We start from the raw sequence: 15,319 nt of genomic DNA on the forward strand, positions 1-15,319 counted from the left end.
ATTACCTCTTCATTTTTCACAAATAACTTCAGGGAAGCTATGTCAATTTCACACAAATAATTACATTTTTATGGATTGATAGTCCAAGAAGCAAACCACATTTGACCAATCATACCTGCTCCAATAACCTGAAGATAATCTTTTCCGAAAAGATTTGTTGCTCCAACTTTAATAACCGATTTTAATTTTGGAACTGCATAATTTATCTGAGCATCAAGAACTGTATTTTCAGGTATCATACCATCTCCAAAAGAAGATTCCCATAAGTACTCTGAATTCCATCTTACATTTATATTAAAACCTAAATTTTTAATAACTTTTGCATTTCCTAAAGAAGCTTTAATTCTGTGTTTTGGAGTATTAAAACCAGCCACGAAATCTGGATCATCTTCCTGATTAAAATTAAATTGAGAATAGTTGTAGTTTGCACCTACTTCAAAATCTTTATATACTTTTTTAGACAATCCTACACCAAAACCAAAAGATGAAATTTGAGCAGTAGTATTTGTATAAACCTGATACACTCTTCTATCACCAAATGCAAGAGCCTGATAAGTCTGCTGTACAGCTGGATTCGATGGATCTGTTCCAACGGTTCCATAATAAGGAGAAATAACTCTCGCAGTATTCATGAAATCATTATAAATATTATAGTAAGCATTTAAATCTACTGATAAATCATTTTGCACCACTGTACGATATCCAGCCTCGAAAGCCTGAACCTGCTCTGGTTTTACCAATCCAATATCAGCAACTTGAAGATTTGCCGAATTAGACGAAGCTGCGAAAGCCTGAACTGAAGCTACCGTGTAAGCATTATGATAAGCATTTTGCCCAGACATACCAATTGTTGCCGGCTGTCCTGCTGCTTGTCCTGCCGCACTTACATTTACTGTTTCTTGAAAACGGTCTAAGTTTTCCGGAGCCGATCCAATTAATGCAAACGGTCCTAAATCTAAACCAATATATTGATCCTGTGTAGTAGGATTACGAAATCCTGTTTGATAAGATAATCTGAAGTTATGATTTTTGTTTGCTCCTGCAGAATACACAAACGAAATTCTTGGCGATACATTTCCGTCAAAATTCTGGCTTTTATCATAACGTAATGATCCCGTAAATTTCAATCTGTCATCTAAGAACTTTTTCTGTAATTGAGCATAAGCTCCATATTCTTTATATTCAATTGGCCCATCATAATCTGTAAAGATTGTTCCTTGCGAATCCATTACATATTTTCTCCAAGAACCTCCAACCTGAATTTCTGCCCAATCAATGATATCTTTAAAATTATAATTCACATCTGAGTGATATAATTTTGAATGATCGATAAATTTAGCACCTTGTGTTAAATCAGGATTTGCCACAACAGTCTTCAAAGCACTATTAAACTGTGGAGAACCTGGTTCAAATCTAGGAGATCCTGTTGGCTTTGGAATAAATGAAATTTGAGTTGGAAGCACATTATAATCTGCAAAATTTCTTGCAATTGCAGCAGATTCGTTTGCATTTGTACCCATTACAGCTCCAGCATATTGATAAGCCGTTGCATAATTCGTAAACCATTCCGTATCTGATTTTGCCGTTCTGTTAACATTCCATGCTGCAAATCTCATATCATAAGAATTTCCGGCATCTTCACTAGTAAAATAAATACGTCCGAAAAAGTTTTTACCCTTTACTTCAAATTTACCCTGCTGCATTAAGAAATCTTTCAAAGCATATCTGTTTGCTCCCTGATAAATTGTACTTCCCGTTCCAATTTTATATTGTAATATAAACTCTGTATCGTCTGCCCAAGGCTTAATGTGAGCACTAAAATCCGCTTTCATGCTTTGAACCTTGTTATCTGTTAAGTCCTGCTCACGATAACCCGTTCTGCTAACTTGACCAACATTAGGAATAAAAGTAGTAACCTCGTCACCATAAATATTCAAACCATCATAATTCTGATTCATAGCATGTCCTACAGATCCGCCAGTCATACTTCTTGTATCGTTTGCAATCCACTCACTTGCTTCCATGTAAGTAAAATTAGCTTTCATTGCAAAATGTTTTGTAAAGGCTTTTGCCGCTCTAATTCCAAAATCATTATAATCATTTGTACCAGCCGCATCCTGAGACGTCTGTCCATATTTATAGTAAACACTTATTCCTTCATTTGTAAAAGGACTTTTACTGGTCATAAACATAATCCCGTTAAAAGCATTTGCTCCATATAATGCAGAGGAAGCTCCTGGAAGCAACTCCACACTTGCGACATCAATATCTGAAACCCCAATAAGATTCCCTAAAACAAAATTCAATGCCGGAGATGAGTTATCCATTCCGTCTACCAGCTGCATAAAGCGAGTATTAGCCACTGTAGCAAAACCACGAGTATTTACAGATTTGAAAGAAATACTGCTTGTATTAAAATTTACTTCTTTCAAATTTTCTAAACCATCGTAGAAAGTTGCAGCTGTTGTGTTTTTGATTTCCTGAAGTCCCATTCGCTCGATAGTAACAGGCGACTCGATTACACGTTCAGGTGTTCTCGAAGCCGAAACTACAATTTCATCCAGCTTAGTTTCTTCATCTTTTAAAATCACATTTACTTTTTGATTTGCCGATGTTATACTGATTGTTTTAGATTCAAATCCTACAGCAGAAACTTTTAAAGTAAAAGGCAGTTTCTCGTTTGTAGTTAATTTAAACGATCCGTCAAAATCAGTAGATACACCACTAGTACTTCCAAGCACAACAACATTGGCGCCAGGAATAGATTGTTTGTTACCATCTGTAACAGAACCTGTAATTGTATTCTGCGCAAAGGAAATTCCGCTGAAAAACAACATAATTAGCAAGTAGACTCTCATTAGGGTTAGTTTTTGGTTAGTTTTATTACTAGTTTATCTAGCCAAAATACAAATATTTTTAGTATTAATAAAAAATTGTTAAAAAAAACCAATAATAATCGTAATTTTTATAACAATATTAACTATTTCGTAATTAGTTTTATTAAATTAAAATCAATGTTTATTTACAAAATCAACAACAATACTATGCATACATATAAAATTTGATAATATTTTTGAAGAATCAATAAAAATACATGTTCTAGAAAAAAATTTGACAATAAAAAAAAGCGAGACCTAAATCTCGCTTTTTTAACATTCTTAAGCTTTTAACTTACTTGGACTTTACTTCTACTTTATCTAATCTTTCTCTTAAATCGATAATTTGTTTGTGTTGTTCAATCATATATAAAGTCATTTCTTCAATTTTTTTAAGCAGATTCATGTTCATTTCTGCCAGCATCAAACCATCATTTTCAATTTCCTGAGCTGATGGTATTTCAGGTAAATGATTATTTTTCTTGATATACTCTTCCACTTCATTTAGTGATTTCAATTCATAATCATTAGCAAAAACATAATCAGGAACGACTCCAGCATTAATAGTAACTTTTACTTCCTGAGCATGAATATTTCCTGCTACTGTAAGTTTAGAATCTGGTTTTGTTGTCCCAATACCTACATTACCGGTTAACCCTGCAATCGAAAAATAAGGTTTTAAGATATCATTTGCTGTATTTTTTGCAGAAATAGTAAACAATCCAGGATAAGAAGATGCTTCAGGAAAAACTAAATTCAAATTATTAGATGTAAAATTATCCATATAAAAGCCACATTTAGTTCCTGATAATTCAGAAGTTGAATCATCATTATATATAAGCAGCTTTGCTCCTTTGGTTCCATATCCAGATCCTAAATCTAGTTTTGAATTAGGACTAGACGTCCCAATACCTACATTACCACTTTGTGTCATCCGCATGTATGCATCATTAACGCCGTGGCCAGGAACTTTGATTTCAGTAAAATCTCCTACTTGATTTGTATAACCAGTTTCAATTATTGATAAATTTGCCCATGAAGGATTTCCTATTGATAATTTTACACCATGAGTAATACCAACGGATAAAATTGAAGTTGGCTGAGAAGTTCCTATACCAAAATTTCCTGATGATATGTATGAATTGCCGGCATCTTTAAAAAACACATCTTTACCAATTCTCGTTCCCCCGTTAAAATCTTCTTCATAATTTATTGCGAAGACATTTCCTGTAGCATGAACAAAAGCCCTACCTCCATTCCCTCTCTCTAAAAACCGAAATGTAACATCCGCCAATCCATTGTAGTAAAACAAATTATCTCCATTAGGAGAAACAATTTGCGAAAATGCTGTAACAGAGAACAGCATAACAATTATATAATTAAACATTTTCATTTGTATTGCTTTTTTAAGTTATTGACTTCTATTTTTAAATCCTCAATTGATTTATCCTGCTTTAAGAGATAAAGTGTCAACTCCTCTATTTTCTGTAACAATTTAGCATTCATGTCTCCCAAATTTATCCCTTTTTTCAAGACTTCCTCTTCACTTGGAATGTTTTCTAAATGCCCTTTTTCAGTAATATGTTTTTCTACTTCTGTAAGTGTTGGTAAATTGTATTCTTTTTTGAAAACAAAATCCGACCAGCCATTCATGTCGACTTTTACTTCTTTTGAATGAATTGTGCCATTTACATCTAATTCGTTCTTTGGATTTGTGATACCTATTCCAACATTTCCATCAGACTGAAAAGTCATTTTTACTGGATTATTCGCTCCATTGTCAGAACCTCCAAAACTTAACAATAATTTCCCTTGATCCAAGGAATTATTAGGCACCCAAACAAATCCCGCGTTTTGAATTCCGAATCCACCAAAACAAAGCCTTGAAGATGGTTGTCCTGATACCGCCAGACCATCTCCAAAATAAATATGAGAATCTTTTTCACCAGCTGTTTTTCTAATAGTTAAGCTACTCGTAGAATAAGTACTGCCAATTCCTATATTTCCATTTTCATCTGTCATTAAAATTTGTTTCCATCCTCCCCATTGAGCATCCAGGGGATTAGCATTTCTATAAAAGACACCTCCATTATTGAAGCTTAGCTGATGATTTTTATCACCGCTATTCCCAACATTTTCCCATGGTGAAATAGTTAAATTTGTTGAATAGCTTCCATCCCCTGGAACCCCTATAGTTGTTCTTAATTTAAAATCTGCTCTAATATTATATGCAGAAAAATTTGGCAAATCATTGTTATAACGAGTATCAATTATACTCAAAGATGATGAAACTTGACCAGAAACTTTAGTTAGCAATAGCGCTGTAAAAGCGAATAAAAATGTAATTTTTCTCATCTTATTTTATTTTTTCTCCAATTCCAGAAGCTTGCTTTTAATAACTTCTAATTCTGTTTTTTGATTATCTAATTCTTTACTTTGTGTAATCATATACAAAGTCATTTCTTCGATTTTCTTAAGGAGATTCATATTCATTTCCGCCAGCATTAACCCATTCTTTTCAATTTCCTGAGCTGATGGTATCTCAGGTAAATGGCTATTTTGTTTTATATAATGCTCTACTTCATTTAATGGTTTTAATTTATAGTCATTAGCAAAAACGTAATCAGGAACTACTCCCGCATTAACAGTAACTTTTACTTCCTGAGCATGAATATTTCCTGCTACGGTAAGTTTTGAATCTGGGTTATTTGCACCAATACCTACATTACCATTTTCAATTAATCTTATAGAAGCATTATTTGCATATTTACCTACAACATTTATTTCAGTAAAATCTCCAATTCCCGAAATCCAACTTGTGTAAAGAATTTTGTTACTTGCCCATGTTGTACCACCCACTGATAATTTTACCCCATGAAATTCCCCCACTGTCAATGGGGAAGTTAATACCGATGTCGATATACCTAAAGATCCTGCTATATTCTGATTTCCACTAAAGCTATTATCTCCCAATGTTGTTGCTAATTCATTCCATGGATTCCAAGAATTACTATAATCTCCATTTCTGGTTCTAAAGGAAATGCGGTTTTTTTGATAATCACTACTTATTTGACAATCATAATTGTTTCCTGCTCCTCCAAAGCTTATTAATGCTCCATTCCATGGAGTTCCTGCTGCTATATACGAAAATGTATATCCACCTAAAAAAGTATCGGCTGCACCAGGAGTATCTAAAACATAGCTTGGATTTAGAGTTTGTGACTTTACATTTGTAATTATTAAAGACATAATAAATGCCAATAAAGCAATCTTTCTATTCATTTTCTTATTCATTTAATGTTTTCTTAATTTCTAATATTTTTTAAGCCCTAATTATCATTCAATTTATTCTGAAATTAGTCTTACGAGCTATATTAAATAATATTCCAATTAAAACAAAATCTGCGAGTAATATTGTTTTGATTATAATTTTTTCCTTTTTTGGAAGCTACTGCTCCATAACTACTCAAATTAGGTGGAAATCATGCTGTTTATGGCGCCCAAATATATTATTTAGACTTATCTTGTCTATTCCATAATCTTTTCCAAATTGTTCAATATCCGAAGAAGTTCCTGTTTAGTCTCCAGGTCCAATACCTATTGCACAGCCTTTACAACCTCCACCGCCACTTTGAGATGCATTACAACTTGGATCTATATATAACAAAAGATTGTTTAAACATAACCATACTGGTTGAAGTTTTGAGTATTGGTTATATCTTGTATATAATTGTCTGTCTACAAGGATCCATGCAACATTGGATCATAAATTAGAACGTTTATCTTTACTTATTATCAGGAATTATTAAGTTGTCTTCAATATTTACAATTATCGTGTCATTTGATTTATATACAACAAAGTCAAAATTTCCTTTTTTCTTTACTATAGAATCGCCAATTTCAACTTTCTGATAAAATTATCCCAAACACTGATTATCTCACTAGATTTAAGCACAATCTTACAAATAGAATGATCAGAAGAGTCTATATATTTATTAACTACAAAACCTTCATAAGCAGCATTTAATTCATCTTCATAATTTATCTTATCCCCCGATTTTGAAAAAAAAAAAAAAAGACTAACAAAAAAACAATTAAAATCAAGATAATTACGTTTATTATCATTTTGCTTTTATTGTCTCTCAAATAATTTAGCTTATTCATAATAATATTTTAAAAATTAATAGTCCATGTTTTAGATTCAGAAAACATGAGCCCTAAACCACCTCTTAACATAGGGACCAAATAACTTCGTGAGCCTGTATCTATTGTATATCCATTTTTACCAGATCCCAAATTATTAGGATAAAGCTTTTCCTTTCCTGATTTGCTCATTGTTCCTCCTCGTTCATACCCCCAAGCACCTACAGACCCGCTATAACTATTTGCATCTCCAAAAAAATCATTGACCGAAAAATCTCTTTTACTTCTAGGAGTTATTTTCGTTACTGTAATGCCAAAATCTGAACCCCAACCAACATTTCCCTTAAAGGTAAAATATAACGCTCTTCCCCCATTTTCATCCGTAACAAATCCTATTTCATAACCAATTCCACCATCTACAGCAGTATTTGCACCCAGCCAATTGCTTGCCCGCCTTTACCTCTTTGCTCTACAGTTTTTTCATTTAGATTTTCATTATACTGTTGAATTAGTGGTCTTGTGTCTCCAATATTATTTGCTGACTTAAAACTAAATTGTTATTAGAATAATTATTCAAATTCAAATAACTACTCCTATTAGGCAGAGGGCCAGAATTTTTATGGCGTCCAAATATGTTGTTAAAACTAATTTTACTTTTCCACCATTCGCTAAAGTTATCTCCGTTAAAGTTCTTTTTAGCCCAATTTTTAATACCCCAGTTATCCCAATTGCCTGCAATGTTCTTAATACCATTTCCTATCCAGTTTTGCTGGCTATCTGTTAGACCGCAGTCTATATAATTATTAAATTCAAAATCTACTCATTAACCCATTTTCGAATTCAATTTTTCTTTGCCATTCTCTTCTCTCTTTCTTCAAAACTTTTGGATCTTTATTTTCTATTCCAAACTTTATGTCGAAATATTTTTTTCTCTTACAACCAACATCTTTTCCTACAATAAAATTGGGAAAAATGGAATAATATTTATTATAGTCTCTTACACTAAAATTGTACCTTTCAATAGCTATGTTTATAGAATCTGTATTAATTATTATTTCTTATCAGATTCATTTTTATTTGCTACATAAAATCTCACAAGCGGCAAGGAATATTGATTATAAACAATATTAGAATCACATTCTCTAATTTTATAATTATTAGATTTAGATAAAATCATAATCAAGCTATCCAAATGATAAATATTGTCAGGGCTTTTAGTAATTAAATTATGAAACATTGCTTCTCTCTTTTCTTTTAACTTTAAAACTTCACTCCAATATGCATTGAAATGAGCTAATTTGGCTTCTAAAACATTATTTGAATGATGTTTATAAAATAACCATGCTCCAATTATAACGACAGCCAGGACGACCACTATCCTAAACAAAAAAGAAAACACTTTTTTCATACTATTTTTTATTATTTATTAATCCCGAAAGTGCATTTACAGTCCATCTTTTATAATCATTGGATAAAACACTTTTTCAGTTTTTATCTCCACATCTTCAAAATTCTCCTTTAATATTTTATCAAGTTTATTAGAACATAAAGAAGTAATTACAAAACTAGACCTATTTAAAAGTTCAATTTTTGCATAATAATAATTGCTAAAAGCCAATGTCCCATTAACAGTACCTCTCGAACCATTCATAAAAAATATAATTCTCTTAATATCTTCAGAGGAATAATTCAAAGTTTCAAAGTTGCCTTTCGTAACAATTGTATTACTTTTTAAAATAAAAACACTACCTTTATTTTCCTTTAAATAATTAATATGAAGTAATAAAACGGGCAAAAAAAAGATTAATAAATAAAAAATTAATAAAAACCAACCCCATTTTAAATCTGCCATGTTTATAAAAAACAGTAATATTAAAAACAGTATTGTCATAACAATCAAATCAATAAACATCTTTAATTGATTGAAAAAAGTCACTTTTATTTCCATAACACTATTTTAATTTATCTAACAAAGCTACCACTATTCAAGGCGTTAAAGAAATGATTATAACTTCTTTGTATTTGTGGAGCAATTATATCATATGAATATTCTATCGCTTGAAAACCTGCACCAACAACAATTCCTCCCAAAACGCCATAAGGTCCAGCAAAAGAACCTCCAACTCCCCATGATGAAATTGCAGTTCCTACACCCCATGATGCAAATGTACCCGTCATCCTATAGCTATATCTTCCGCCAGAAATTCCTCCATCTTTTTCATCTTTACTAAATTTATAAGAATGATCAACAACTTGCGCAATAGTTGACACATTACCTGCGTATTTCCCTATTCCATTCATATAGGGAGCTGCTCTTCCGGCTGCTTCAAGACCCGCTGTAATTATTGCAGTTGATGTTGCTATTTCATTAGTTTTTACAGTGACTTTCTCAAAATCAATAGGTCTTAGATAGATAGAGTAGTCACTTGTAATATTATATTTTGTATTTGAATAGTTAGTTCCTGGATAAACCCCAGTCAAACTAGCGTTGTTCAAACTCACATAACTACTCATATTCGGCGGAGGTCCCGAACTTCTGCCTCCTCCAAACCATTTACTTATACTCTTGTCCCAGTTTTTAATATTGAGATTCTTTTTAGCCCAATCCTTAATACCCCAATTATCCCAATTGTCTGCAATGGTCTTAATGCCATTTCCTATCCAGGTTTGCTGGCTATCTGTTAGACCACAATCTATACAATCTTTTCCTCCACCTTGAGACACATTACCACTCGGATCTATATACAACAATGGATTATTATACACATAACCATACTGATTGAAGTTTTGGGTATTGGTTATATCTTGTATATAATTGTCTGTCTGTAAGAATCTGTGCAGCATTGGGTCGTACAAACGAGCATTCATATTAATCAATCCTACACTTTGCAGATGTTCATGACCTGTATAACCGCGATCTAAAATTGTTAATCCCGAAAGCGCAGTTCCTGCTCCATTTTCCACTTTAATAATAGCGCCCCAAGCATCAAACAAACGTTTTTCTACAACGTTGGCATTAGCATCTGTAACAACCAAAATAGTCCCCTGATAATCGCGATGTAAATATAAATAATCTGCAGTACTAACTCCATTACTTTTTAGCGCTACTGGCGCGGTATAGCCATCGCCGCCTATGTAGGTAACAAAATCAGCAACACCTGTTTTTACATTTTCTTTAATCTCCATGGTGCCATCTGCGGCATAATGTTTACGCAAAGGTCTTAGCGCTTCCTCTTCCATGCTTCCGTAGTACATGGTACTGCGCTGGTTATTCTCATTATAAGTAAAACTTATTTTATCTATAGTGCTTTCTGTAATTTGCAGCGGGCTTTTAAAAGCGTTATAGGTAACATCTAATTTCCTTTCTGAGCTTTGTGCGCCATCTTTAAAACTGCCTTCTCTATTGGCATAATAGTTATACGCTTCTGGTGTAAGAGCGATAGACGTATTTTGATACGGTTTTGTTGAAGTTCCGTATTCATAAGTTCCTAAAGAATTACTTTTTATTTTACCAGAAGACTCATAATTTTGTGTTTCTTGAGTACCCAATTTATTGGTAAATTCCACAAGTCGGTCCAATTCATCATATTTAAATTTTTCGGTATAATTATTAAATATACTATTGGTACGATTCTCTAAATTGTCTGTCTTAAAATCGAATTTAGTATTCAATGTCAAGACATTTCCTTGATTGTTTGCCTTATCGTATTTAATTTTTTCTATATAACCATTAGTATCATACTCGTTGGTATTTATTATACCATTGCCTAATACACTTTCTTTAATTTGTCCTTTTGCGGTTAATGTGATGGTTTGCCAAAGCACTTTTTTGGTATTATTATCTACAATTTGGTACAATGTCCCATTTTTATATTCACTCTTTATGGCTACTGTACTTCTTTTAGAACCTAATTGTGCCTCTTTGGTTTCGGTGCTTATTCTTCCTAATTCGTCATAAGAAAATGCGGTTGTAAACTTCGTAACTCCTGTTTTGTCCTCTTCTATTTTTAGAAGCCTTTTAAAAACATCGTCGTAAGTAAAGGTTGTGATAATCTTATTGGTTCCTGCAGGCTGTTTTTTATCTGTAAAAGTAGTTTTAGAAAGCAGTTTAGTCAACGAATTATATTCGTAAACTGTTTGGGTATCTGTTCCAGAACCCGTAACCGTTTTTTTGATTGGCTTACCATTTCGTCACGAGTTATCGTGGTCACGACTTCTCCATTTTTACTAGTTTCTACTTCCAGCTCCCCAAAATCATTGTTTTTATACGTATATACGCCTGCCGATGGATCTGTCATACTTGTTTTGCGTCCCCAGCCGTCTTGTTCAATAGTAATTTTTACTCCGTTATAATCGGTCTGTTTTAGATTTCCGTTTGCATAATAATCATACTTAATTGTTCCGCCAGTTGTTTCTGCAGTCGAAATCAGGTTTCCAATAGCATTTTTGGTAAAGCTTTTTGTTTTCTGTCCATCAACAATTGTTGATGTCAATCCACTGTACAAAGCTGTAATTGTTCTTGAAGTAAATGACTTGCTTAGTTCTGGTCTGCTGTAAATATCAAATTTAGTTTCGTTCCATTGAGACGCATTCGATCCAAAATAAGGCTCGCTTGTTTTATAATTTCTATCGAAAATATCATACATAAAAGATACAGACGAAAAATTGCCATTTAAGTCTTTTTGCGATGTTTTAATTTTTCTGCCTAGATCATCAAATGTTTCCTCTGTTGCACTTCCGTCCAATGCATCTGTAGTGACAGAAACAATTGTGTTTTCTGCATTTCTAGTATACTTATAGCTCATTGTTTTATTTAGTTTTTCATTCTTTACTGTTAATCTTTTAAACCATGAATCGTAGGTATAAGATGTAGTAAGATTGTACGGGTTGGTTTCAGATTTTAATGTTCCATTAGTATTGTATTCAAATTGCGTTGCAAACTTTTCTGAATCCGTAATTTTTGTCAAAAATCTACCTGAAACATCATAACTATAAGTTGTTTCTCTTGGTGTAAGGCCAACAGCCGATATTTTTTTATTTATAATATTTCCAAAACTATCATAATTGTTATTCTCAGTAATATAATTGGTATTGGTCCCTTTTCTTTTAACCTGGTTAAGAAGTCCATTAGTATTATAATCATATATTTCTTCTGAGCTCATTGTGCTTCCTGCAATTGAAATTGTTTCTGATTTATTTGATGGTCGTCCAATTATATAAGGCGATGATGCAGCATTATTGTAATAGGCAACATTTGAGACGGTTGTCTGCACTGTTGAAGCACCTTCCTTTATAACAGCAGTAGATTTTATTGGATTATTGTATGCATCATATTCTGTGTTTTCCTCGCTATTGGCATTCGTTAGAGTATTAAATTGTTTTGTGCTTGTATTAGTCAATTTAAAAACCTTATTAGCCAAAAGATTGTTTTGATAAGTCAAAACGGATTTTGTTATATAATCTGTAGGTGTATTTGGAGAATCATTGGCTCCTTGATTTATTTTTGCAGAAAATGTACTTCCTGCTTTTATATGTGTATTTGGTTTTAAGACAATACTTTCTGTTGCTACTAAATTATCTGATTGTGTGACTGTGTAATCTGCACTTTGACCTTTAACAATAGTTTTTGGCGTCTGGACGACAGGAATAGTTATTAAAGGCTCTCTAAATCCCTGAACATAATAATTCTCAACATTTGCTCCTCTTAAATCAATATCGTTTTTCACAATATTTGAGAACATTGGTGTATTGTCATTAAACCAATCTGTTTGTGTGACTGAACGAAATCCCATAAATCCAAGTCCTTCCACATTAGATACAGCCCCATAATAAGCAAACATTTTTTTCTTATATTGATCTTTATTTTGTTTCTCTAATTTAGAAACCACATATAAATTTGGATCAATAGTAACATCTATATTAGGATAATTTGCAATTGCTTTACTAGACTTATATATTGTAGTATTTTGATAAGTATTATTAAATTGAGAATCTAGTGGAATATAAGTAATAATATCTCTAACACCATTGGCATTTGTTATGCTGGTTATTAAACTTTGCTTTTTGTAATCGTAACCCGAATTAAAAAAGTGAATCTTATTGAGATTAAAAAAAGCAATCTCTAATGTTGAATTGATTTTGTTTCCTAATTTGTTTGCGTTATTTAAGGATTGAGGCAGGTATACCGGAAGCGCATAAATATTAATATCTGATCTCGCGCTGGTTGATGCGTATTTTTCAGTAGTAAAATCACCATTAATGTTTGCATATGATAAAACTGTAATATATCCACTATTATTTTGAACATAGTTTAATGTTTTTATTAGATCTGATTTCCCATCATTATTATGGTCTACTGCAAAATAATTGTAAGTAGTGCTGGAATCATTTTTATTAAAAACTGGCAGATAAGATTTCTCTTCTTTTATCATGGAATTACCCGTAGATGTATATTTGTACCATTGTGATGAACCATACGATTTTGGAATCATGACATCAGATTTACCGTCTCCATTGTAGTCTCCAATCAAAATAGGAAAATTAGTTGTGTTGCTTGGAGTATTTGAAATAACATTATCGTAAGAAGAACTTCTATATAAAACTATAATTTTATTTTCTATGTCTAATGAATATATGGTTAAATAGCCTCTATCAAAAACAAATAAATCAGATTTACCATCTCCATTGAAATCTCCAACTTCTACTCTACAGGTTTCTGATAAGCCAACTACCAGCTCACCAGAAAGAGAAAAGTAATTAGTTGTATTATCTCTTTTTAAATCAACAAAATAAATCTTTCTAGACGATATAATATCATTTACAGGCTCACATCTAACAAAATCTATCTTTTTACATTCTTTAGCAGTTTCAATAGGCATATCAATAGCTAAAACATCCGTTAATCCATCACCATTAAAATCTCCCGAAATAATTTTTTTCGGAAAAATTCTAGGCGGATTATAAGAAATACTACATAAACGACAATCATTAGTAATTGCATTTTTAGGAAAAGTTACAACCCTTTCATATTGTTGCTGTATATTAACATTGCCAAGCATATTTATCATTCCATACACTGTAAAAGTATAATCCGCATTTGTATTTTTTGCAACAACCCATCCTTGTGGCAAAATCTTATTATCTGAACTTAAAAATGTAGCAGAAAAAATATCATCAAAGGCACCTACATTATGTTCTAATTTAAAATTAATTCCGGATTCAATACCTGCATATAACCAATACTTTGTTTTAGCTTCACTGCCTAATGTTGGATAAACTAAACAATCCATTTTTCCGTCAGCGTCAAAATCTCCAGAAACTGCACTTACATTTAGAGATTTTATATTTCCAATATCAAGTTCAGTACTCATATCAAGATATTTTATTTCTTCAGAAGTCATTTCATAATCAAAAACTGTTGGATTATAAGTCTTTGTTCCATCCCCACTAATTTCAGTAATTTTATCAATACGATCTACTACTTTATAAGAAAAACTATAATTTCTAAAACCAATGCCATTAGTAAATACTTTTATTTCTTTCAGTCTCTTACTTCTTATAACATTTTGTCCGCCAACATAAAAATTCTCAAAAACACCTCTATCTTCATAAATAAATTTTACTTCGTTAGGTTGAGTATTGGCACCGGAAGCACCAAACTTGATTGAATCAACGTATAATGTATTATTCAGTAGTATATAATTATAGCTGATTCGAACTCCTTGAGCATTCTCAAAATAAAGAATTGACCATTCCATAATTGATCTAGAGTCAGATGAATTCCCATAATAAGCTTTAGATCCATCTGGATATTCTACCAAAAAATAGGCCGGACCAAAATTTGCACCAAAAGGAGAAACTCCGTAAGAAGTAATTTTAATATTTGAAAAATATTCAGTTTCGTAAATCGTTCTATCTGCTCCATAGATTCCTGTTGTACCATTTTTTACGATTAATCTTTGCCCATCTAAGGCAAACCTATCTAAAGCATTAAAATCTACTGGGTCTATAATTTCATCGTGAAATTTCGTAGCGGGAATTCTACTAATAGAAGAAACTCCTGAAATATCCCAACCTCTTGCGGCATTTCCGCTTAGTCCATTTTGACTGTTGTATATTAAATTTATTTGCGGTTCAACGTTATTAATACCTTTGGGAACTAAGATTGGGATTGTATAATTAGCATTTCCATTTAGTGAAACTGATAATTCCCCCTCTGTTACCCCCACTTCTGTTGATTGTCCAAAACCAAATAAACCAACTAATAAAAACAATAGGCTAATATAAAACTTCTTCATACG

The 15,319-nt window shown here is 32.2% G+C and carries 9 protein-coding genes; all 9 read right to left on the reverse strand.

All coding sequences use genetic code 11. The features are described 5' to 3' along the window. Positions 1-68: 68 nt before the first annotated feature. The 9 genes from PQ462_RS23030 to PQ462_RS23065 all read right to left on the reverse strand — a co-directional run bounded on the left by PQ462_RS23030 (position 69) and on the right by PQ462_RS23065 (position 15,316). The gene (locus PQ462_RS23030; protein ID WP_274251746.1) at positions 69-2,858 is read right to left on the reverse strand and encodes a TonB-dependent receptor domain-containing protein; all 2,790 of its coding nucleotides are present in this window, start codon (positions 2,856-2,858) and stop codon (positions 69-71) included. 313 nt (positions 2,859-3,171) lie between these two features. Next, positions 3,172-4,269, reverse strand: a complete 1,098-nt coding sequence (locus PQ462_RS23035) for a tail fiber protein (RefSeq protein ID WP_274251747.1) — start codon at positions 4,267-4,269, stop codon at positions 3,172-3,174. Continuing rightward, the gene (locus PQ462_RS23040; protein WP_274251748.1) at positions 4,266-5,231 is read right to left on the reverse strand and encodes a hypothetical protein; all 966 of its coding nucleotides are present in this window, start codon (positions 5,229-5,231) and stop codon (positions 4,266-4,268) included. The genes PQ462_RS23035 and PQ462_RS23040 overlap by 4 nt, the downstream gene beginning before the upstream one ends. Positions 5,232-5,237: 6 nt before the next feature. After that, positions 5,238-6,170, reverse strand: a complete 933-nt coding sequence (locus PQ462_RS23045; protein WP_274251749.1) for a tail fiber protein — start codon at positions 6,168-6,170, stop codon at positions 5,238-5,240. Between the two features lie 1,658 nt (positions 6,171-7,828). Then, on the reverse strand, positions 7,829-8,074 hold the full coding sequence (locus PQ462_RS24050) for a LemA family protein (RefSeq protein ID WP_443135213.1): 246 nt from the start codon (positions 8,072-8,074) through the stop codon (positions 7,829-7,831). Next, positions 8,071-8,427, reverse strand: coding sequence for a hypothetical protein (locus tag PQ462_RS23050; protein ID WP_274251750.1), 357 nt, complete (start codon positions 8,425-8,427; stop codon positions 8,071-8,073). Before PQ462_RS23050 ends, PQ462_RS24050 begins: the two co-directional genes overlap by 4 nt. A 36-nt stretch (positions 8,428-8,463) precedes the next feature. Then, positions 8,464-8,967, reverse strand: a complete 504-nt coding sequence (locus PQ462_RS23055) for a hypothetical protein (RefSeq protein ID WP_274251751.1) — start codon at positions 8,965-8,967, stop codon at positions 8,464-8,466. A gap of 14 nt (positions 8,968-8,981) precedes the next feature. Beyond that, positions 8,982-11,135, reverse strand: a complete 2,154-nt coding sequence (locus PQ462_RS23060) for an RHS repeat domain-containing protein (RefSeq protein WP_274251752.1) — start codon at positions 11,133-11,135, stop codon at positions 8,982-8,984. Next, entirely contained in the window at positions 11,132-15,316 is a 4,185-nt protein-coding gene (locus PQ462_RS23065; protein ID WP_274251753.1) for an FG-GAP-like repeat-containing protein, read from the reverse strand. The genes PQ462_RS23060 and PQ462_RS23065 overlap by 4 nt, the downstream gene beginning before the upstream one ends. Between the last annotated feature and the right edge of the window lie 3 nt (positions 15,317-15,319).

Source organism: Flavobacterium sp. KACC 22758, assembly GCF_028736135.1.
GTDB lineage: Bacteria > Bacteroidota > Bacteroidia > Flavobacteriales > Flavobacteriaceae > Flavobacterium > Flavobacterium johnsoniae.

Excerpts from the sequence above, each read along its gene's own strand:
- PQ462_RS23065 (WP_274251753.1), bottom strand. The coding sequence starts at position 15,316 with ATGAAGAAGTTTTATATTAGCCTATTGTTTTTATTAGTTGGTTTATTT.
- PQ462_RS23045 (WP_274251749.1), bottom strand. The coding sequence starts at position 6,170 with ATGAATAAGAAAATGAATAGAAAGATTGCTTTATTGGCATTTATTATG.
- PQ462_RS23035 (WP_274251747.1), bottom strand. The coding sequence starts at position 4,269 with ATGAAAATGTTTAATTATATAATTGTTATGCTGTTCTCTGTTACAGCA.
- PQ462_RS23055 (WP_274251751.1), bottom strand. The coding sequence starts at position 8,967 with ATGGAAATAAAAGTGACTTTTTTCAATCAATTAAAGATGTTTATTGAT.
- PQ462_RS23050 (WP_274251750.1), bottom strand. The coding sequence starts at position 8,427 with ATGAAAAAAGTGTTTTCTTTTTTGTTTAGGATAGTGGTCGTCCTGGCT.
- PQ462_RS23040 (WP_274251748.1), bottom strand. The coding sequence starts at position 5,231 with ATGAGAAAAATTACATTTTTATTCGCTTTTACAGCGCTATTGCTAACT.
- PQ462_RS23030 (WP_274251746.1), bottom strand. The coding sequence starts at position 2,858 with ATGAGAGTCTACTTGCTAATTATGTTGTTTTTCAGCGGAATTTCCTTT.